Origin of the sequence: Luteimonas sp. R10, assembly GCF_045689605.1 — a bacterium.
In the GTDB taxonomy this organism is placed as follows: domain Bacteria; phylum Pseudomonadota; class Gammaproteobacteria; order Xanthomonadales; family Xanthomonadaceae; genus Luteimonas.
Genome location: NZ_CP141262.1, coordinates 2,901,884 through 2,920,502, shown reverse-complemented (window position 1 = coordinate 2,920,502; position 18,619 = coordinate 2,901,884). Strand labels below are relative to the sequence as shown.

The following is an 18,619-nucleotide window of genomic DNA, read 5'->3' as shown; positions in this document are numbered from 1 at the left end:
CACAAAAAGCCGGTTTCCAGCTTCGGAGCTATGCGTACTTGTCTGGCGCCGGATTCAGGTGCCCGCAGTTGTCGCAGGTGCGGCGTTGCTTCGACGCGTAGAAGCGCTCGAACACCGGCGGGAAGTCCTTTTCGATGTCCACGAGATGGAAATACTCCTCGTACAGCTTGTGGTTGCAGCGCTCGCAATACCACAGCAGCCCGTCCTTCTCGTGCGGCAGGCGCTTGCGCTCGATCACCAGTCCGATCGAGTCCGGCCCGCGCTGCGGCGAATGCGGAACGCGCGGCGGCAGCAGGAAGGTCTCGCCGGCCCGGATCGGGATGTCGCGCGGGCGGCCTTCGTCCTGCACGCGCAGGGTCATCTCGCCCTCGAGCTGGTAGAACCACTCCGGGCCTTCGTCCCAGTGGTAGTCGGTGCGCTGGTTCGGGCCGCCGACCACCATCACGATGAAGTCGCCGTCGTGGATGCACTTGTTGCCGACCGGCGGCTTCAGCAGGTGGCGGTTCTCCTCGATCCAGGCCTGGAGGTTCAGCGGTTCGGGCAGCATGCGGGCTCTCCTTCTGGCGTCAGGCGCGGCCGGGCAGCGCCGCGACGCATTTCAACTCTATCGCGATCGGCGTGGGCAGGGCGTCGATGCCCAGCGTGGTGCGGCAGGGCGCGGTGCCGGGATCCGGGAAGTATTCGGACCAGACCGCGTTGTAGGCGGCGAAATCGCGCGCCATGTCGGTGAGGTAGACGGTCACGTCCACCAGGTCCTGCCAGCGCGCGCCGCTGGCCTCGAGCACCGCGCGGACGTTGGCGAACACGGCGCGGGTCTGGGCGGCGATGTCGTGGCCGCGCAGGCGGCCGCCGGCGTCGACCTCGTTGCCGGGGATCGCGTTCGTGGCCGGATCGCGCGGGCCGATGCCCGACAGGAACAGCAGCCCGCCTACCCGGCGCGCGTGCGGGTAGGCGCCGACCGGCGGCGGTGCGGCGTCGGTGCGGACGATATCGCTCATCGGTCGGCTCCTATCCGTCGCGCCGGGTGGTGATGGGCATGCCGGCGATGGCGGCGGTGTACGCCGGCTCCACCTCGTCCGGGCCGGAGATGTCGATCGCCAGCGGCCGCACGCGGCCGTCGGCGAGGCTGTAGACCCAGCCATGCACGGCGACCGCCTGTCCACGCGCCCACGCGTCCTGGACCACCGTGCTGCGGCAGACGTTGACCACCTGCTCGACCACGTTGAGTTCGCACAGCCGCGCGTGCCGCAGCTCCTCGCTCGGCACCTGCGCCAGCAGGCCGGCGTGCTTCTGGGCGACGTCGCCGACGTGGCGCAGCCAGTTGTCGGCGATGCCGACGCGGGTGCCGGTGAGGCTGGCGTGCACGCCGCTGCAGCCGTAGTGGCCGACCACCAGGACGTGCTCGACCTTCAGCAGGTCGACCGCGAACTGGATCGCGCTGAGCGCGTTGAGGTCGGTGTGCACCACCAGGTTGGCGACGTTGCGGTGCACGAACACCTCGCCCGGGTCCAGGCCGAGGATCTGGTTGGCCGGCACCCGCGAGTCGGAGCAGCCGATCCAGAGGTAGCGCGGCGCCTGCTGCCGCGACAGGCGGTCGAAGAAGCCCGGGTCCTCGCGGCGGATGCGCTCGGCCCAGTCGCGGTTGCGGTGCAGGAGGTCGTCGAGTTCGGTCATCGGGTCGGGTGGCTCATGGGGAAAGTTGAATGCCGACGTTCTTCGGCTCGGTGAAGAAGCGCATCGCCTCCAGGCCGCCCTCGCGGCCCATCCCCGACTGGCCCATGCCGCCGAACGGGGTGCGCAGGTCGCGCATCAGCCAGGTGTTGATCCAGACGATGCCGGCGCGCAGCCTGGCGGCGAGGCGGTGCGCGCGGTCGAGGTCGCGGGTCCAGAGCGAGGCCGCCAGGCCGTAGTCGCCGGCATTGGCCAGCGCCAGCGCCTCGGCGTCGCCGTCGAACGGCTGCAGGGTGGCGACCGGGCCGAAGATTTCCTCGCGGTTGCTGGCGCAGTCGGGCCCGAGGCCCTCGAGCACGGTCGGCGCCACGAACCAGCCGGGCCGCCGCAGCGCCTCGCCGCCGCACAGCACGGTGCCACCTTCGTCGCGGGCGCGCGCGATCGCCGCCAGCACCTTGTCGAAATGCGCCTGCGAGACCAGCGGGCCGAGCCGCGCGTCCGAATCCATCGGATCGCCGACGCGCAGCGCCAGCGCCGCCTCGACGAAGGCCTCGCGGAAGGCGCTGTAGATGCGCCGCTCGACCAGGATCCGCGAGCCGCACAGGCAGATCTGCCCGGAGTTCTGGAACGCCGAGCGGACCAGCGTGTCCAGGTGCCCCTGCCAGTCGCTGTCGGCGAACACCAGGGTCGGGTTCTTGCCGCCGAGTTCGAGCGAGAGCTTCTTCAGCAGCGGTCCGGCGATGCCGGCGATGCGGCGGCCGACCGCGGTGCTGCCGGTGAACGAGACCGCGCGGATGCCGGAATGCGCGACGATGGCCTCGCCGACCTCCGGCCCGCGGCCGTGCACGATGTTGAGCGCGCCGGCGGGAAAGCCGATGTCGGCGGCCAGTTCGCCCAGCAGCGTGGCGGTCGCCGGGGTCACCTCCGACGGCTTGGCCACCACGGTGTTGCCGGCTGCCAGTGCCGGCGCGATCTTCCAGGTGAACAGGTACAGCGGCAAGTTCCACGGCGAGATCGTGCCGACCACGCCCAGCGGCATGCGCAGGGTGTAGTTGAGCCCGGCCTGGCCGTGGTGCGACTCGCTGGCGAACTGGGTGGCGGCGTGGGCGAAGAAGCGCAGGTTGGCGACCGCGCGCGGGATCTCCACGTCGCGCGCCAGGGCGAACGGCTTGCCGCCGTCGCGGGCCTCGGCGTGGGCGAAATCGCCGGCGCGCGCCTCCAGCCCCTCGGCCAGGCGCTCCAGCCAGCGCGCACGCTGGTCGTTGGGCTGTGCCGCCCAGCCGGGGAACGCGCCGGCAGCGGCGTCCACGGCGGCGTCGACATCGGCCGCATCGCCATCGGCGACCGTCGCATAGGTCCGCGCGGTGGCAGGATCGAAAACGTCGAGCTGGCGACCGCCGCCCGCGTCCCGTGTCTTGCCGCCGATGAAATGTGCGAAATGGCGCATCCGCGCATCTTACCGCGGCGTCCGGATCCCGCTCATCGTTGGCAGCGTGGGCAGAAGTACAGGCGGCGGCCGCCGGCCTCGCGGCGGCGGATGGGGGTGCGGCAATGCTCGCAGGGACGTCCCTCGCGGTCGAACACGCGGAACCGGAACGCGTCGGGCGTGTCGGTCAGGTAGTCGGCGCGCATGCCCGCGGCCGGTTCGATGCCGCGCGCGCGATAGCTGCGCACCGGCACCGCCAGCAGCGCACGCGCCAGTCGCTGCCGTTCGTCGGCGTCGAGGTCGGCCGGCCTGCGTGCGGCGTCGATGCCGGCTTCGAACAGCACCTCCGAGCGCAGGTAGTTGCCCATCCCGGCCAGGAACCGCTGGTCGAGCAGCAGCGCCGCCAGCCTGCGGCCGGCGAAGCGCCGGTCCTGCAGGCGCGCTTCCACCTCGCCCGGATCGAGTTTCGGGTCGAGCGCGTCCGGGCCGAGCCCGGCCAGGAACGGATGCCCGGCGAGCGCGTCGGTCCGCCACATCGCCACGTCCGATGCCGAGTACAGCAGGATCGCGCGGTCCGCGGTCTCCAGCGCCACCCGCAGCGAGCGGGAGGTGTCCGGGCGTTCCCCGGCCGCGGCCACCCGCCACACCCCGTATAGCTGGTTATGCGAGTACAGCGTCCAGCCATGGTCGAACTGGATCAGCAGGGCCTTGCCGCGCGGCACGACGGTCTCGATCCTGCGGCCGCGCAGCGTGCGCTGATGCCGCTTGAGCGCCGGAAAGGCGAACCATGCCGAGACCAGCACGCGCCCCGCCACCGCCCCGGCGAGGCGGTCGGCTGTACGACGGATTTCCGGACCTTCGGGCATGGAGCTGTGATTGGTGATTAGTGATCCGTGATTCGGGAATCGTGACCGACGATTGCGACCCGCTTTTGCGAATCACCAATCACGAATCCCGAATCCCGGCCCTTCAAATCGACTGCATCCGCCCCCCGTCGACCGCCAGGCTGACGCCGTTGACATAGGCGGCCGCGGGCGAGCAGAGGAAGGCGATCACGCCGCCGGTCTCCTCGGGGCGGGCGAAGCGCCCGGCGGGCACTGCGGCGCGCATCGCGGCGCGCACGGCTTCCTCGCCGCGGCCCTCCTTGCCGGCACGGTCGCGCACGATCTGCTCGATGCGGCCGGTCTCGGTGAAGCCGGGCAGCACGTTGTTGACGGTGATGCCCTCGGCCGCCAGCTCCCGCGACAAGGTCTTGGCCCAGCTCGCCACCGCGCCGCGCACGGTGTTGGACACGCCGAGGCCGGGAATCGGTTCGCGCACCGAGGTCGAGATCACGTTGACGATGCGGCCCCAGCGCGCCGCGCGCATGCCCGGCAGCAGCGTCTGCACCAGGGTCTGGTTGGCGATCAGATGGCGGCGGAACGCGTCGAGATAGGCCTCGGCATCGGCGGCATGCGCCGGGCCGCCTGCCGGACCGCCGCTGTTGTTGACCAGGATCTGCGCCGGCTTCTCGGCGGCGAGCGCCTCGATCCGTTCCCGCAGAAGCTCCGTCTGCGACACGTCCGCCGCGATCCAGCCGTGGCGTTGGGCGTCCTTGCGGGGCAGGGCGTGGGCCACCGCCTGCAACGCCTCGGCGCGCCGGGACAGCACGGTGACGTCGGCGCCGAGCAGGGCGAGCTCGTGCGCGGCGGCGCGGCCGATGCCTTCGGAGGCGCCGCAGACGAGGGCGTGCTTGCCGCTGAGGTCGAGGTCCATGGGCCGGCTCCGTGCGTGTGGGTCAGGATTCGTTGGCGCGCATCAGCGCGGCGATCGTCCGCGCGCCGTGCTCCTCGCGCGCCTCGAGCGCCGCGGCGACGGCGTTCCGGTTCTCCGCGGGGTGATTCTGGCTGAGCTTGAACTTCAGTTCGACCCGCTCGGGAACGAAGCGGAAGCCGACGATGCCGCGCAGCTGTCCGCGGAAGCGCGGTTCCTGCGGATCGAAGCGCCAGTCGCCGCCGGCCCGCGCTTCGTGGTGGTCGCTCAGGCGCAGGACCAGGTCCGCCAGCGCGTCGGCGTCGTGGTAGCGCTCCAGGCGGCCGTGGAGATGCGCCACCGCGTAGTTCCAGGTCGGCACCCGCGCCGCGGGCTCCTTGTCCGGATACCAGCCCGCCGACACGTACGCATGCGGCCCGTGCACGATCAACAGCGCGCGCGCGCCATGGCCGGCCTGCGGGTTGGGCCGCGCCCAGTGCCCCTCGACCAGGATGTCGGCGCCGTTGCGCCGGTACAGCACCGGCAGGTGCGAGGCGAACGGCGCGCCCTGCGCGTCGCTGGTGACCAGTGTGGCGAAGGGGTCCGCGGCAACCAGTCGGTCCAGGTGCGCCAGTCGGTCTCGGCGAATGCGCGCGGCGCGTACATGCCTCAGGCGCGGCCGCCGAGCTTGCGCACCATCTGCGGGCGCAGCGCCTCGTCCGACTCCGCGCGCGGCGGCGACAGTTCCTCCAGCGAGAAACCGCGCTCCCGGGCGTCGTCCTCGTCGAGGCCGTCGAAGCCGACGAACTCGGCGTCGAGCAGGGCGGCGCGGGCGCTGTCCTCGGTGTCGTAGGCGAGAGTATTGCCGTCGCTGTCGAACACCTCGGCGGTGCCGCCGGCGCGCACGCGCAGGCGCGCCCAGACCACGGTGCGGCCGAGCGTGGCCAGCCACCATTCCTCGTAGGCCGCGGGCGACGCCGGGTCGCGGGTCCCGCTCATGCCAGCGACCACAGCCACAGCAGCGCCGCCATGCCGACCCCGGCCAGCACCGTCATCAGTGCGATCCGGGCCGGCGTGGCCAACCCGGTGAACTGGCGGTCGCGCGATTCGCGATAGCCGCCGGCGAGCAGCCAGCGCAGGGCGGAGAGCTTGAGGAAGGCGCCGTCGCCCAGCCGTGCGCGCAACTGCGGATCGCGCTCGCGCAGGTGCACCAGCGACAGCGGCCAGAAGATCACGAAGGCGCAGGCGCCGCCGATGGCGATGCCGACGAAGCACAGGGCGAGGAACAAAGTCATTGGAAGGCCGTGATTGGTGATTCGTGATTGGTGATTCGTAGTGGGTGGTGAGGCGTTCGTGGTCGGTGGCTATCCTGCTTTTGCGAATCACCAGTCACGAAGCACCAATCACCGTTCCATCAGAATTCCGCATGGCCCGGTGCGCGCGGGTAGGGGATGGCGTCGCGGATGTTGGACAGCCCGCACACGTACACCACCAGGCGCTCGAAGCCGAGGCCGAAGCCGGCGTGCGGTACGGTGCCGTAGCGGCGGAAGTCGCGGTACCAGCCGTAGTGCTCGGGATCGAGCCCGAACTGCGCCATGCGCGTATCGAGCACCTCCAGCCGCTCCTCGCGCTGGGCGCCGCCGATGATCTCGCCGATGCCCGGCGCCAGCACGTCCATCGCGGCGACGGTGCGGCCGTCGTCGTTCAGGCGCATGTAGAAGGCCTTGATGTGCTCGGGGTAGTCGGTCACCACCACCGGGCGGCCGACGTGCTGCTCGGTCAGCCAGCGCTCGTGTTCGGTCTGCAGGTCCAGGCCCCATTCGACCGGGAATTCGAACTTGTGCCCGGACCTGCGCAGCAGGTCGACCGCCTCGCCGTAGTCGATGCGCTCGAACGGCGCGTTGACGAACGCCTCCAGCCGGGTGATCGCGTCCTTCTGCACGCGCTCGGCGATGAACGCCATGTCGTCGCCGCGCTCGTCCAGCACCGCGCGGAACAGGTACTTGAGGAAGTCCTCGGCGACGCGCGCGTTCTCGGCCAGGTCGGCGAAGGCGATCTCCGGCTCCACCATCCAGAACTCGGCCAGGTGGCGGGTGGTGTTGCTGTTCTCGGCGCGGAAGGTCGGGCCGAAGGTGTAGACCTTGCTCAGCGCCAGGCAGTAGCCTTCCACGTTCAGCTGGCCGGACACGGTGAGGAAGGCCTCGCGGCCGAAGAAATCGCGGGAGAAGTCGACCGCGCCGTCGCCGCCGCGCGGCAGGTTGGCCAGGTCCAGCGTGGAGACGCGGAACATCTGCCCGGCGCCCTCGGCGTCGGAAGTGGTGATGATCGGGGTGCCGATCCAGTAGTAGCCCTGCGCATGGAAGTACCGGTGCACCGCCTGCGCCAGGCAGTGGCGGATGCGGGTGATCGCGCCGAACAGGTTGGTGCGCGGGCGCAGGTGCGCGACCTCGCGCAGGAACTCCAGCGAGTGCGCCTTGGGCTGGATCGGGTAGGTCTCGGGATCGTCCACCCAGCCGACCACCTCGACCGCCTCGGCCTGGATCTCGAAGCTCTGGCCCTTGCCCTGCGAGCGCACCAGGGTGCCGCGGGCGATCACCGCGCAGCCGGCGGTCAGGCGCCGGATCTCGGTTTCGTAGTTGTCCAGGGCATCGGCGGCGACCACCTGGATCGGCGCGAAGCAGGAGCCGTCGCTGACGTTCACGAAGCTCAGCCCCGCCTTGGAGTCGCGCCGGGTGCGGACCCATCCGCGGACCGTTACCTCGCCGCCCTCGGGGATCCTGCCCGCGAGCGCCTGTGCCACGCTGACCGTCGTCATGCCTTGAATTCCGGGTTCTATGAACAGATCTGTGAGCCGTGCAGTCTACCGAAGTCACGGCTGACTGACTGCGGCACGCAGCGTTCATGCGGCGTGACCGTGCGCCGGCACCCGACGGAGTAGAATCGACCCATGGCCATCCATCTCGCCCCCGCCGCGCTGGAACGCGTGAAGAGCTTCCTCGCCGCCTCGCCCCAGGCATTGGGCCTGCGCTTCGGCGTCGAGCGCACCGGCTGCTCCGGCTGGGGCTACGTGGTCGACCTGGCGCACGAGGAGCGTCCCGGCGACCGGGTCAGCGAGCAGGACGGCGTGCGCATCTACGTCGACGCCGACAGCCTGCCCCTGGTCGACGGCACCGAGATCGATTTCGCCCGCCAGGGCCTGAACCAGCAGTTCCAGTTCCGCAATCCCAACATGGCCGCCGAGTGCGGCTGCGGCGAGAGCTTCACCACAGCCGCCGATCGCGCCGCCTGAGGTGCGGCAGCGTCCGGGAGCGCTCGGCGCCGGGCACAGGCCAAACCGCTGGTGCTCGTGTGGGAGCGACGGAAGTCGCGACTCGTTCGGCCGGCGGCGCCCGTCGCGACTTCCGTCGCTCCCACAGTTTCCAAGGCCGGGCATCGGATCCGCTTCCACGGATGGCGGGGCGCTGGCGCCGGGGCTTCCGCCCGAACTCCTGACCGGCTCGTCGGCCGGTCAGTACCGCCCTTGCCCGCAAGTCATTGATCCGCCATAATATGCGGCTCGCTGCGGCCCAACCGTAGCGAGCCCTTGCTCCACCGCGTCCGGTTCCGGGCTTCGGGGGGCTGTCCGATCCCGCAGGGCGACGCCCGGCGATCGATAACCGAAAGGAAAACCACATGCGTCATTACGAAATCGTGTTCCTGGTCCATCCGGACCAGAGCGAGCAGGTGTCGGCGATGATCGAGCGCTACACCGCGCTGATCGAAGGCGGCAACGGCAAGATCCATCGCCTCGAGGACTGGGGCCGCCGCCAGCTCGCCTATCCGATCAACAACCTGGTCAAGGCCCACTACGTGATGCTCAACATCGAGGCCGACCAGGCCGTGCTCGACGAGCTCGTCGGCACCTTCCGCTTCAACGACGCGATCCTGCGCCATCTGGTGATCCGTCGCGACGAGCCGGTCACCGAGCAGTCGCTGATCATGAAGAACAAGGACGAGAAGAGCGACAAGCCGGAGCGCAGCGAGCGCCGCCGCCGCGACGATGACGACGCCGGCAGCGACAAAGAGAAGTCCGAGCAGGCCGACAAGGCCGACGACACCGCCGAAGCCGCCTGAGGATCACCCCCATGTCCAAGTTCTTCCGCCGCCGCAAGTACTGCAAGTTCACCGCCGAGGGCGTCAAGGAGATCGACTACAAGGATCTCAACACCCTGCGCCAGAACCTGACCGAGAACGGCAAGATCGTTCCCAGCCGGATCACCGGCACCAAGTCGCGCTACCAGCGCCAGCTCGCCACCGCGGTCAAGCGCGCGCGCTTCCTTGCGCTGATCCCGTACACCGACAACCACAACGTCTAAGGCGGAAGTGAGTGGCGGCGGCGATGCCGCCGCGGGAGTGAGAAACGAGAGAAGAGCGCTTTCTCCCGTTTCTCACTCATCTTCACCCGTTTCTCGCTTTCCCCGTCCGTTCGGACAGCCAACAGTTGCGGCGCCTCGCGCGTCGCTAACGAACAAGGAACACACCCATGGAACTGATCCTGCTGCAGAAAGTCACCAACCTCGGCAACCTCGGCGACAAGGTCACGGTGAAGCCGGGCTACGGCCGCAACTACCTGGTGCCGCAGGGCAAGGCGGTGCGGGCGACCGAGGCCAACCTGGCCGAGTTCGAGGCCAGGCGCGCCGAGTACGAGGCCAAGGCCAAGGTCGCCCACGAGGAGGCGAGCGCACGTCTGGCCAAGCTCGAGGGCGCCAGCGTCTCGATCAAGGTCAACGCCTCGACCGAGGGCAAGCTGTACGGTTCGGTGGGCCCGCGCGACATCGCCGAGGCGTTGACGGCGCAGACCGGGGTCGAGGTCGGCAAGTCGGAGGTGGTGATGGGCGAGGGCCCGTTCCGCCACGTCGGCGAGTACGAGGTCGTCGTGCACCTGCACGCCGATGTCGAGACGACCGTGAAGGTCGCGATCGAGCCGGAAGCCGCGGTCGTCTGATCCTCCGGACAGTCGCCCGGAGTTCGGTCCGGGCGATGCGAGAAGAGGCGCCGCGAGGCGCCTTTTTTCGTTGACGCCGATGTTGCGTCGCAGCGCATGCGACCGGTGGCGGGAAAAGTTATGCACAGCATGTCCCAAGACTTGTCTGCAACGCCCGAGGTGCGAGCGCGCGTACGATGGCCGACCCGATCCGACAATCGAACCGGACGCTGATCGCGTTCGGCGCCTACGCAAGCCAGGAGCCGCAATCCGCCATGTCCGCACGCCCCCGCTTCGGCCCGGAGCCGCGCAGCAGCGACAGCCGCATCGAGCAGTTGCGCGTTCCGCCGCAGTCGGTGGAGGCCGAGCAGGCGGTGCTCGGCGGGCTGATGCTCTCGCCCGATGCCTACGACCGCATCGCCGACATGCTGGTCGACAACGACTTCTACCGGCGCGACCATCAGCTGATCTATCGCGCGATCCGCGAACTGGCGGAGAAGAACAAGCCCTACGACGCGGTGACCCTGGGTGAGTGGTTCGAGTCGCAGGGCCTGGCCGAACAGGTCGCCGGGGGCGCCTACCTGGTCGAGCTGGCCAGCACCACGGCCTCGGCGGCCAACATCAAGGCCTACGCCGAGATCGTGCGCGACAAGGCGGTGCTGCGGCAGCTGATCGACGTCGGCACCGACATCGTCAACGACGGCTTCCAGCCCGAGGGCCGCGACAGCCAGGAGCTGCTGGCCAGCGCCGAGCAGGCGGTGTTCGCCATCGCCGAGGCCGGCGCCCGCGGCCGCACCGACTTCACCCCGGTCAACAAGGCGATGGCCGAGGCGTTCGACGTGCTGCAGACGCGCTACGCCAACGGCGGCGGCATCACCGGATTGCCGACCGGCTACGACGAGTTCGACCAGATGACCGCCGGCCTGCAGCCGACCGACCTGCTGATCCTGGCTGCGCGACCGGCGATGGGCAAGACCACGCTCGCGCTCAACATCGCCGAATACGCCGCGCTCAAGACCAAGAAGGCGGTGGCGGTGTTCTCGATGGAAATGTCGGCCAGCCAGCTGGCGCTGCGACTGATCTCGTCCAACGGTCGCATCAACGCCACCCGGCTGCGCACCGGCCAGCTCGAGGACGAGGACTGGAGCCGGGTAACCAGCGCGATCCGCATGATCAAGGACACCCGCATCTTCATCGACGACACCCCGGCGCTGTCGCCGGAGGTGCTGCGGGCCAAGGCGCGGCGGCTCAAGCGCGAACACGACCTCGGCCTGATCGTCATCGACTACCTGCAGCTGATGGCGGTGCCCGGCAACAGCGAGAACCGCGCCACCGAGATCTCCGAGATCTCGCGCTCGCTCAAGGGCCTGGCCAAGGAACTCAACGTGCCGGTGATCGCGCTGTCGCAGCTCAACCGCTCGCTGGAATCGCGCACCGACAAGCGCCCGGTGATGGCCGACCTGCGCGAGTCGGGCGCCATCGAGCAGGACGCCGACGTGATCATCTTCATCTACCGCGACGAGTACTACAACAAGGAAAGCTCGCCGGACAAGGGCCTGGCCGAGATCATCATCGGCAAGCAGCGCAACGGCCCCACCGGCTCGTTCAAGCTGAAGTTCTTCGGCGAGTACACCCGCTTCGACAACCTGGCGCACGATTCGGTCGGCAGCTTCGAGTGATCGCGGTCGAAGCCCTTTTGCCCTGGGTCGGCGCGGATCAACGCGGATGAAGGATCAGCCGGGCGGTGCGGTGGCATACCGGCACTGATGCTCGATCGGCCGCAGGCGCCGCCCTGCACGACCAAGCGCGTTCGAGAGCTAGAACCGCTTTATCTGCGTCGATCCGTGGCAAAAGGCGCTTCCTAGATCACCGGCCTGGCCTGGCCTGGAGAGCCCCACGGCCGCCCGCCCGCACCCTACAATCCCGCGCATGGCCCGAGCGACGACCGCCACCATCCACCTGGACGCGCTGCGCCACAACCTCGGCGTGATCCGACAGCACGCGCCGCGCAGCCGGGTGATGGCGGTGGTCAAGGCCGACGGCTACGGCCATGGGCTGGAGCGGGTGGCGCGCACCTTGCGCGACGCCGACGCGTTCGGCGTGGCGGCCTTGTCCGACGTCGAGCGGATCCGCGCGCTCGGCCTGTCGCAGCCGGTGCTGCTGCTGTCCGGTTTCGATGCGTCGGAGGACCTGGCGCGGCTGCGGCGGCTGCGGGCCGACGCGGTGATCCATCACCCCGACCAGATCGAGATGCTCGCGCAGGCGGAGTCCGGTGCGCCGATCCGCTGCTGGCTCAAGGTCGACACCGGCATGCACCGGCTCGGCTTCGCGCCGACCCTGGTGCGGGCGGCGCATGCGCGCCTGAGCGGATTGCCGGCCGTGGCCGACGGGATCGTGCTGATGAGCCACTTCGCCAGTTCCGACGAGTTCGCCGACGGCCGCGCGGGCGGCGCCCAGACCCGGGCGCAACTGCGCGTGTTCGCCGAGGCCACCGCGGGGCTGTCCGGGCCGCGTTCGCTGGCCAACTCCGCCGGCGTTCTCGGCTGGCCCGACGCGCACGGCGACTGGGTGCGGCCGGGCGGGGCGCTGTACGGCATCTCGGTGGTGCCCGGCCGCCCGGGGGCCGGGTTCGGGTTGCGGCCGGCGATGACCCTGTCGGCACGGTTGATCGCGGTCAACCGCATCGCCCGCGGCGAACGCATCGGCTACGGCGCCAGCTGGGAATGCCCGGAGGACATGCCGGTCGGGGTGGCGGCGGTCGGCTACGGCGACGGCTATCCGCGCCAGGTGCCGGCCGGAACCCCGGTCCTGGTCAACGGCCGTCCGGCGCGGACCGCGGGCCGGGTATCGATGGATCTGACGACGCTCGACCTGCGCGGACAGCCCGATGCGCGCCCGGGCGATCCGGTCGTGCTCTGGGGTCCCGGCCTGCCGGTGGAAACGGTGGCCGAGGCCGCCGGTACGATCGGCTACGAGCCGGTGTGCTCGATCACCCGCCGCGTGCGTTTCGTCGAGGACTGACCGCGTTCGCGCCGGCGCGCCCGGAGACGCCGGCATCCGCGGCCGCGGCGTCGATTGACGGTCTTCGCGGCCGCGTGCTTCACTCGCCGCCAGTCCGAGGGAGGAGCGGATGACCGCCCAGCAACCGCGCAGGCGCCCGCGCAGCGAACCGATGTCGCGGGTCGACACCGCCTGGCTGCGGATGGAGAAGCCGACCAATCCGATGATGATCACCGGCGTGCTGATGTTCGCCGAGCCGATGTCGCTGGAGCGGTTGCGGCACCTGGTCGGGCAGCGTTTCCTCGCCTACGCGCGCTTCCGGCAGAAGCCGGTGGACGCGCCGACCGGCGCCGCCTGGCAGGACGACGCGAGCTTCGACATCCAATGGCACGTGCAGCCGGCGGCATTGCCCGGGCGCGGCGGCAAGCGCGCGCTCGAACGCTTCGTCAGCCGGCTGGGATCGTCGCCGCTCGACAAGGACCGGCCGCTCTGGCAGTTCCATCTGGTCGAACGCTATCGCGGCGGCTCGGCGCTGGTCGCGCGCGTGCACCACTGCTATGCCGACGGCATGGCGCTGGTGCAGGTACTGCTGTCGCTCACCGACACGGTGCGCGATCCCGATGCCGGCCGCGACCTGGCGCGCGATTGGCTCAAGCAGGACGGCGCCGAGGTCGCGCGCCGCGTCGGGGCGGTGGCGCGCTACCGCAGGCTCGGCGGCAAGGCGATCGCGAAGGGCATGGAGATGTACCGCGATCCCGGCCTGGCCACGATGCTGGCGAAGGAGGGCGGCGAGATCGCGCGCGAACTGCTGGTCGCCCTGTCGCTGCCCGACGATCCGCCCTCGCTGCTGCGCGGGCCTCTGGGCGTCAGCAAGCGCGTGGCCTGGGCCGAGCCGCTGGACCTGGAGGAGGTGAAGGCGGTCGGCCGCGCCTGCGACTGCACCGTCAACGACGTGCTGATGGCCGCGGCCGCGGGCGCGTTGCGCGACTACATGCGCGAGCGCGGCGAGCCGGTCGACGGCATCACCCTGCGCGCCACGGTGCCGGTCAACCTGCGGCCGCTGGAGCACGCGAAGAAGCTCGGCAACCACTTCGGGCTGGTCTTCCTCGACCTGCCGGTCGGCGAGCCGAACCCGGTGCGGCGGCTGGAGCGGGTGGCGCACTGCATGGATCGGTTGAAGAGTTCCAAGCAAGCCATTGTCGCCTATGGATTGCTCGCGGCCTTGGGCATGACACCTCAACCCGTACAGGAGGTCGCGCTGGCGCTGCTCAGCCGCAAGGCCACGGCCGTCGCGACCAACGTGCCCGGCCCGCAGCAGCCGCTGTACCTGGCCGGCTGCACCCTGCGCGAGATGATGTTCTGGGTGCCGCAGACCGGCTCGATCGGCATCGGCATCTCGATCCTCAGCTACAACGGCCGGGTGCATTTCGGCCTGATCGCCGATGCGCGGCTGATCCCGGATCCGGATGCGGTGATCCGCCGCTTCGGCCCGGAGTTCGAGAAGCTGCTGTACCTGGCGCTGATGGGCGATTGGGAGGCCGCGCTCGACGCGGCCGCTGCCGAGGGGCTGGCGGTCGACGGGGCCCGGGCGGTGGCCACGCACGCGGGCGCAGCGCCGGAACTCGCCGGCTGAATGGGGACTATCCGATGGCGTCCGTTGCGGCTCCCGTCACCCTGTTGAGACCGTGGCGTGGTTAGCATGGTGGCCTGTTCACCCAGCCGGACAGTCCGGCGTCATCCAAGGAGAGCCACTATGCGCAAGTTCGCCAATCCCGGTCTCGCCGCCGCACTCGCCGGTGCGCTGCTGATGAGCGGTTGCGCCAGCTATACCGGTCAGTCCAGCGATCCCAACGATCCCAACCGTACCCGGACCGGCGCGTTGGTCGGGGCCGGCATCGGTGCGGTGGCCGGGTTGCTCAGCGGCGGCGACGCCACCGAGCGCCGTCAGCGCGCGCTGGTCGGGGCCGGCGCGGGAGCGCTCGCCGGCGGGGCCGTCGGCGCCTACCAGGACCGCCAGGAAGCCGAGCTGCGGCGGCAGATGGCCGGCACCGGCGTCGACGTCGTCCGCCAGGGCGACAACATCACCCTGAACATGCCGGGCAGCATCACCTTCGGCTTCGACCAGTCCAACATCCAGCCGCAGTTCTATCCGGTGCTGGACAACGTCGCCAACACGCTGCGCCAGTACGACCAGACGATCATCGAGATCGCCGGCCATACCGACAGCGTCGGCAGCGACAGCTACAACCAGCAGCTGTCGGAGCGCCGCGCGCAGGCGGTGGCCGGGTACCTGGGATCGAAGGGCATCTCGCAGCAGCGCATGATCACCGTCGGCGCCGGCAAGACACGTCCGATCGCCGACAACGGCACCGAGGCCGGCCGCGCGCAGAACCGCCGCGTCGAGATCACCCTGGTGCCGATCCAGGCCTGACGTTCGGACAATGCAACGATGGAGGGGCCGCGCAAGCGGCCCCTTTTTTTTTGCAGCCCGGTCTCTGGATTGAGGGTCGGTCGTGATTCGGGAGAGATCGGATGTAGCACCGTCGCCATGGGCGGCATCCAATGAATAGCCGCGCCAGGCAATCGAGGCCGCTCGGCCTGGAGCCGATGCATGACACGGCTATTCACTGACCTAGCCCCGTGGCGACGGTGATACCGCGTCGCATCGGATGGGATTGCCTGGCGCGGCCGGACCGAAGGGCGGAGCAATCCCCACGGCGCGGCTCCCGCCTCGACGCGGCAACAAGGCAGGCACTTCGCTCAGGAACAGCGCGAGGTGGCTATTCATTGGCGCTGCCCCGTGGCGACGGGGTAGCTTCGTTGCGGCGGAAAGGACTGCTGACGCGGAACATCAGCCGAGCCTGTCGTGCAATGCCTCAGAATGCCTCAGCTCGCTTCAGCCACGGACTGTGGACGCTCCGCCTTGGCACGGCTGAGCAGGGCGTGCAGCATCTCGGTGGACAGGCCGTGCAGCACCAGGCGGAAGCCGGCCCGCAGCGTGGTCAGCGGTACCAGGGGGTGCTTGTTGTTGAGGAACACCAGGTAGTCCTGGCGCTGCAGCAGCGTCGCCGAATAGATGCCGATGATCTCGTCGAGCTGCAGCGAATTGGTCGCGCGCCAGAAATCGTTGTCGGTCAGGAACAGCTGGTAGACGGGGGTGTAGACCTCGATCGCCGTCTGCAGGTCGATGAAGTTGCTCCAGCGGGCCGGCATGTCCTCGAGCCGCAGGTCCGGCGGTTCGATCATCGAGAAATCGAGCGCGTCCGGCGGCTGGATCGGGCGGCCGCCGAGTTCGCGGTTGAGGTGGATGATGAAGTTGAACAGGTTGAGGTCGTGCTGCAGGAACACGTCGTCGCGCAGCGCGTCGATGTCGGCCGGCTTCAACGGGTGCGAGGGCAGCTCGCGGCCGGGCAGGGCGTTGCGGCCGATGAACGCCAGTATCTGCGAGCCGAGATGGAAGTGGCGCAGGATCAGCCAGTTCGCTTCCGGGCGCACGAACGTCTTCATGCCCCAGACGATGGTGCGGTGCAGCCACTTCGAGGAGGTGAGGCCGCGCGGCAGCACGATCTTCAGCAACTGGATCAGCACGATCGACAGCCGCGCCAGCGGCCGCACCACCGGCAGCACGAACTGGCGCGAGCGCGACGCGGCGTCGGCCAGCCAGGCGCGCTTGACGTCGTCGGCCAGCGGGCCGCTGGCGTCGAGATACAGCGCCAGCCATGGATTCGGGTCGCGCGGATCGTGCGGGGCGTCGAGCCAGTCTTCGGTCCTGCTCACGCCCGATCTCCCTCGAGCCTTCGCCCCCGTAGAGCGGAGCTTGCTCCGCTACGCGGGCTCCGGAGCCGGAAGCAGCGGAGCAGGCTCCGCTCTACGGGGGTAGGGGGGTGGCGGGTCATCGGATCATCTCCAGTTGCCGCGCATACAGTACCGCGACGTGGCGCGCGTCCTCGAGGATCTCCTCGGCGACCGCGCGGCCGCCGATCTCCAGCACTGTTTCCAGCGTCCGCAGCCAGCGCTCGAGGTGCGCGACGTCGTTCTCGCCGTGGTAGGACAGGAAGGTGAAGCTCTTGCCGAGCCAGCCCAGCCGCCGGCGCAGCAGCGGCAGCAATGCCGGCACGATGCGCTGCCCGGTGCCCTCGATGATGTACATCGCGCCGAGCAGGCCCAGCGCGTCCGGCTGCGCCGCGCGCGCGTGCAGGTAGGCGTTGAGCGCCTCGCCGCCCGGATTGCGCTCGAGCGCATCGAGCGACGCGACCCGGCCGCCGGCGTTGCGGTAGTCCTGGAACAGCACGTCGTAGTCGTGCTGCTCGTCGTCGGCGTGGTGCTGCACCGTGCCGCGCAGTGCGGCGTACCTCGGGGTGAGGTGGTCCGCGGCCTTGCGCATCCACAGGCTGCCCTGGCGTACCTGCGGCACCCACTGCTCCATCCAGCCGACGTAATCGGCCTTGGCGATGCTACCGTCGAGGATCTTGCGCACCAGCGGGGTGCGCCAGATGCGGCTTCGATAGTCGTGCCAGACCAGCGCCAGCTCGCGCAGCAGGCGCGCGACCTCGGGCAGCTGGGTGGACGGGTCCGGCCTGTGCGGCGGATCCGGCAGCGCGATCGGCGCAGGTGTGCCGATCGCCTCCGGCACCGGCAGCGAGCGCCCGGCGGGCGTGGCGACATCGACCACCTCCAGCAGCGCGAACGCCACGGTGAAGCGTCCGGACTCGGGCACGAACAGCAGGATCCTCTCGCCGGCCCGCGGCTGTTTTTCGCGCAGGAAGTCGTCGAGCATGGTGAAGATCGAGGCCGAGCCCAGATTGCCGCGCACCGCCAGGTTGCTGTACCAGCGCGATTCCGGGATCTCCAGCTGCGCCAGCTCGAGGCATTGCTTCACCACCGGTGCGAAGCGCTGCGAAGAATAGTGGCAGAGGAAGTGATCGACGGTCGACGGGTCGATCGCGCCGCTCTGCGCCAGCTTCACGTACTCGTGCGTGGCCACGTCGAACAGCTGCGGCAGCAGGCGGATGTCCTGGCGCAGCAGCATCGCCCCGGCGGCGTCGGCCTCGCTGAAGGTCGGGTAGTCGCCCCAGTGGCGCCCGTCGGCCGACTGCCCGGCCTGCATGCACAGCGGCAGTTCGCCGGAGAAGGACTTCAGGTGCAGGTACCGCAGCTGGAGCGCGGTCCCGGCAGTCGGACGCATGTTCGACAGCCGCCAGGCGCCGGCGCCGTCGGACAGCATCCAGCGCAGGAAGTGCGCGTCGAAGTCGGCGTTGTAGCCGACCGGGGCGAAGCGCGAGCGCTTGAACAGCCGCGACGGGAATTCCGCGGTCGCCACCAGCGCGTCGCGGTACTGGCCGTACTGCAGCGCCAGCGCGGCGTGCTGCAGCGCCGTCATGCCGGAGGCGCAGACGCCGTGGTGGCTGGCCGTGGCCATCGCCGGCGCGCCGAGTTCGGCCTGCACCATGTTGGCGAAGCCGGGCAGCAGCAGGTCGCCCGAGGATGTCGCCGCCGCCAGCAGGTCGATCGCACGCAGCGCCGAGGCGTGATCTTCGCCCAGGCAGGCCCGCACCGCGGCAGCCGCCAGCCCGGCGCAGGAGTGGGTGCTGTTGCCGTCCTCGTCGATGGCGTAGTGCCGGGTCGCGATGCCGTTTTCGCCGAGGATGCGCCGCTTGAGCCGCGGCGACAGCGCGTTGATCGGCTCGATGTAGCGGTCGATCGCCTCGTTGTCGATCGCCGGGCCCGGGTAGTAGGCACCGGTGGCGGTGATGTACACATTGTCGAATCGCATGCGCCCTGTCCCTGGTGAGTGCCGGTCTTTATACCGGATGCCGGCCGGTGTCGTT

At 69.9% G+C, this 18,619-nt stretch carries 19 protein-coding genes and 1 pseudogene; 8 read left to right on the top strand and 12 right to left on the bottom strand.

All coding sequences use genetic code 11. The features are described from left to right. Positions 1 to 28 precede the first annotated feature (28 nt). The 10 genes and pseudogenes from U3649_RS12830 to asnS form a co-directional block, all read right to left on the bottom strand. Entirely contained in the window at positions 29 to 547 is a 519-nt protein-coding gene (locus tag U3649_RS12830; RefSeq protein ID WP_407351707.1) for a 3-hydroxyanthranilate 3,4-dioxygenase, read from the bottom strand. Positions 548 to 566: 19 nt separating this feature from the next. Continuing rightward, the gene (locus U3649_RS12825) at positions 567 to 998 is read right to left on the bottom strand and encodes a RidA family protein (protein WP_407351706.1); all 432 of its coding nucleotides are present in this window, start codon (positions 996 to 998) and stop codon (positions 567 to 569) included. A gap of 10 nt (positions 999 to 1,008) precedes the next feature. Beyond that, positions 1,009 to 1,674 (bottom strand): carbonate dehydratase, encoded by a 666-nt coding sequence (can, locus tag U3649_RS12820; protein ID WP_407351705.1) that lies wholly within the window; start codon positions 1,672 to 1,674, stop codon positions 1,009 to 1,011. Positions 1,675 to 1,687: 13 nt separating this feature from the next. Further along, positions 1,688 to 3,118 carry an aldehyde dehydrogenase gene (locus tag U3649_RS12815; RefSeq protein WP_407351704.1) on the bottom strand — a complete coding sequence of 477 codons (1,431 nt, stop codon included), beginning with the start codon at positions 3,116 to 3,118 and terminating at the stop codon, positions 1,688 to 1,690. 32 nt (positions 3,119 to 3,150) lie between these two features. Beyond that, positions 3,151 to 3,963, bottom strand: a complete 813-nt coding sequence (gene nei / locus U3649_RS12810) for an endonuclease VIII (protein ID WP_407351703.1) — start codon at positions 3,961 to 3,963, stop codon at positions 3,151 to 3,153. 103 nt (positions 3,964 to 4,066) lie between these two features. After that, the gene (locus U3649_RS12805) at positions 4,067 to 4,852 is read right to left on the bottom strand and encodes an SDR family oxidoreductase (RefSeq protein WP_407351702.1); all 786 of its coding nucleotides are present in this window, start codon (positions 4,850 to 4,852) and stop codon (positions 4,067 to 4,069) included. Between the two features lie 22 nt (positions 4,853 to 4,874). Next, positions 4,875 to 5,494: pseudogene (locus U3649_RS12800) on the bottom strand (FMN-binding negative transcriptional regulator). A gap of 3 nt (positions 5,495 to 5,497) precedes the next feature. Then, positions 5,498 to 5,827: a hypothetical protein gene (locus tag U3649_RS12795; RefSeq protein WP_407351701.1), complete on the bottom strand. Its 330-nt coding sequence runs from the start codon at positions 5,825 to 5,827 to the stop codon at positions 5,498 to 5,500. After that, a complete protein-coding gene (locus U3649_RS12790) occupies positions 5,824 to 6,123 on the bottom strand; it encodes a hypothetical protein (protein WP_407351700.1) in 300 nt (99 codons plus the stop codon). Before U3649_RS12790 ends, U3649_RS12795 begins: the two co-directional genes overlap by 4 nt. Before the next feature lie 119 nt (positions 6,124 to 6,242). After that, the gene (gene asnS / locus U3649_RS12785) at positions 6,243 to 7,643 is read right to left on the bottom strand and encodes an asparagine--tRNA ligase (protein ID WP_407351699.1); all 1,401 of its coding nucleotides are present in this window, start codon (positions 7,641 to 7,643) and stop codon (positions 6,243 to 6,245) included. A gap of 132 nt (positions 7,644 to 7,775) precedes the next feature. Here asnS and U3649_RS12780 point away from each other — a divergent pair, with 132 nt between their 5' ends. The 8 genes from U3649_RS12780 to U3649_RS12745 all read left to right on the top strand — a co-directional run bounded on the left by U3649_RS12780 (position 7,776) and on the right by U3649_RS12745 (position 15,222). Further along, on the top strand, positions 7,776 to 8,117 hold the full coding sequence (locus U3649_RS12780; RefSeq protein ID WP_407351698.1) for a HesB/IscA family protein: 342 nt from the start codon (positions 7,776 to 7,778) through the stop codon (positions 8,115 to 8,117). 383 nt (positions 8,118 to 8,500) lie between these two features. After that, positions 8,501 to 8,941 carry a 30S ribosomal protein S6 gene (rpsF, locus tag U3649_RS12775; protein WP_407351697.1) on the top strand — a complete coding sequence of 147 codons (441 nt, stop codon included), beginning with the start codon at positions 8,501 to 8,503 and terminating at the stop codon, positions 8,939 to 8,941. A gap of 11 nt (positions 8,942 to 8,952) precedes the next feature. After that, positions 8,953 to 9,183 carry a 30S ribosomal protein S18 gene (gene rpsR, locus U3649_RS12770; RefSeq protein WP_027080006.1) on the top strand — a complete coding sequence of 77 codons (231 nt, stop codon included), beginning with the start codon at positions 8,953 to 8,955 and terminating at the stop codon, positions 9,181 to 9,183. Positions 9,184 to 9,350: 167 nt separating this feature from the next. Next, positions 9,351 to 9,812 carry a 50S ribosomal protein L9 gene (gene rplI / locus U3649_RS12765; RefSeq protein ID WP_407351696.1) on the top strand — a complete coding sequence of 154 codons (462 nt, stop codon included), beginning with the start codon at positions 9,351 to 9,353 and terminating at the stop codon, positions 9,810 to 9,812. Between the two features lie 254 nt (positions 9,813 to 10,066). After that, positions 10,067 to 11,470, top strand: a complete 1,404-nt coding sequence (locus U3649_RS12760; RefSeq protein ID WP_407351695.1) for a replicative DNA helicase — start codon at positions 10,067 to 10,069, stop codon at positions 11,468 to 11,470. A gap of 250 nt (positions 11,471 to 11,720) precedes the next feature. After that, complete coding sequence (gene alr / locus U3649_RS12755; protein WP_407351694.1) at positions 11,721 to 12,812, top strand: alanine racemase; 1,092 nt, start codon at positions 11,721 to 11,723, stop codon at positions 12,810 to 12,812. Positions 12,813 to 12,921: 109 nt separating this feature from the next. Beyond that, entirely contained in the window at positions 12,922 to 14,424 is a 1,503-nt protein-coding gene (locus U3649_RS12750) for a WS/DGAT/MGAT family O-acyltransferase (protein WP_407351693.1), read from the top strand. Between the two features lie 120 nt (positions 14,425 to 14,544). Then, positions 14,545 to 15,222 carry an OmpA family protein gene (locus U3649_RS12745; protein WP_407351692.1) on the top strand — a complete coding sequence of 226 codons (678 nt, stop codon included), beginning with the start codon at positions 14,545 to 14,547 and terminating at the stop codon, positions 15,220 to 15,222. A 455-nt stretch (positions 15,223 to 15,677) separates the two neighbouring features. On the opposite strand, the gene U3649_RS12740 is transcribed toward U3649_RS12745, so the two are convergent. Together U3649_RS12740 and U3649_RS12735 are read right to left on the bottom strand one after the other, a co-directional pair. Next, positions 15,678 to 16,568: a DUF6999 family protein gene (locus tag U3649_RS12740; RefSeq protein WP_407351691.1), complete on the bottom strand. Its 891-nt coding sequence runs from the start codon at positions 16,566 to 16,568 to the stop codon at positions 15,678 to 15,680. A gap of 115 nt (positions 16,569 to 16,683) precedes the next feature. Continuing rightward, entirely contained in the window at positions 16,684 to 18,564 is a 1,881-nt protein-coding gene (locus U3649_RS12735) for an iron-containing redox enzyme family protein (protein WP_407351690.1), read from the bottom strand. Positions 18,565 to 18,619 lie beyond the last annotated feature (55 nt).

Excerpts from the sequence above, each read along its gene's own strand:
- U3649_RS12830 (WP_407351707.1), bottom strand. The coding sequence starts at position 547 with ATGCTGCCCGAACCGCTGAACCTCCAGGCCTGGATCGAGGAGAACCGC.
- U3649_RS12825 (WP_407351706.1), bottom strand. The coding sequence starts at position 998 with ATGAGCGATATCGTCCGCACCGACGCCGCACCGCCGCCGGTCGGCGCC.
- can (WP_407351705.1), bottom strand. The coding sequence starts at position 1,674 with ATGACCGAACTCGACGACCTCCTGCACCGCAACCGCGACTGGGCCGAG.
- U3649_RS12815 (WP_407351704.1), bottom strand. The coding sequence starts at position 3,118 with ATGCGCCATTTCGCACATTTCATCGGCGGCAAGACACGGGACGCGGGC.
- nei (WP_407351703.1), bottom strand. The coding sequence starts at position 3,963 with ATGCCCGAAGGTCCGGAAATCCGTCGTACAGCCGACCGCCTCGCCGGG.
- U3649_RS12805 (WP_407351702.1), bottom strand. The coding sequence starts at position 4,852 with ATGGACCTCGACCTCAGCGGCAAGCACGCCCTCGTCTGCGGCGCCTCC.
- U3649_RS12795 (WP_407351701.1), bottom strand. The coding sequence starts at position 5,827 with ATGAGCGGGACCCGCGACCCGGCGTCGCCCGCGGCCTACGAGGAATGG.
- U3649_RS12790 (WP_407351700.1), bottom strand. The coding sequence starts at position 6,123 with ATGACTTTGTTCCTCGCCCTGTGCTTCGTCGGCATCGCCATCGGCGGC.
- asnS (WP_407351699.1), bottom strand. The coding sequence starts at position 7,643 with ATGACGACGGTCAGCGTGGCACAGGCGCTCGCGGGCAGGATCCCCGAG.
- U3649_RS12780 (WP_407351698.1), top strand. The coding sequence starts at position 7,776 with ATGGCCATCCATCTCGCCCCCGCCGCGCTGGAACGCGTGAAGAGCTTC.
- rpsF (WP_407351697.1), top strand. The coding sequence starts at position 8,501 with ATGCGTCATTACGAAATCGTGTTCCTGGTCCATCCGGACCAGAGCGAG.
- rpsR (WP_027080006.1), top strand. The coding sequence starts at position 8,953 with ATGTCCAAGTTCTTCCGCCGCCGCAAGTACTGCAAGTTCACCGCCGAG.
- rplI (WP_407351696.1), top strand. The coding sequence starts at position 9,351 with ATGGAACTGATCCTGCTGCAGAAAGTCACCAACCTCGGCAACCTCGGC.
- U3649_RS12760 (WP_407351695.1), top strand. The coding sequence starts at position 10,067 with ATGTCCGCACGCCCCCGCTTCGGCCCGGAGCCGCGCAGCAGCGACAGC.
- alr (WP_407351694.1), top strand. The coding sequence starts at position 11,721 with ATGGCCCGAGCGACGACCGCCACCATCCACCTGGACGCGCTGCGCCAC.
- U3649_RS12750 (WP_407351693.1), top strand. The coding sequence starts at position 12,922 with ATGACCGCCCAGCAACCGCGCAGGCGCCCGCGCAGCGAACCGATGTCG.
- U3649_RS12745 (WP_407351692.1), top strand. The coding sequence starts at position 14,545 with ATGCGCAAGTTCGCCAATCCCGGTCTCGCCGCCGCACTCGCCGGTGCG.
- U3649_RS12735 (WP_407351690.1), bottom strand. The coding sequence starts at position 18,564 with ATGCGATTCGACAATGTGTACATCACCGCCACCGGTGCCTACTACCCG.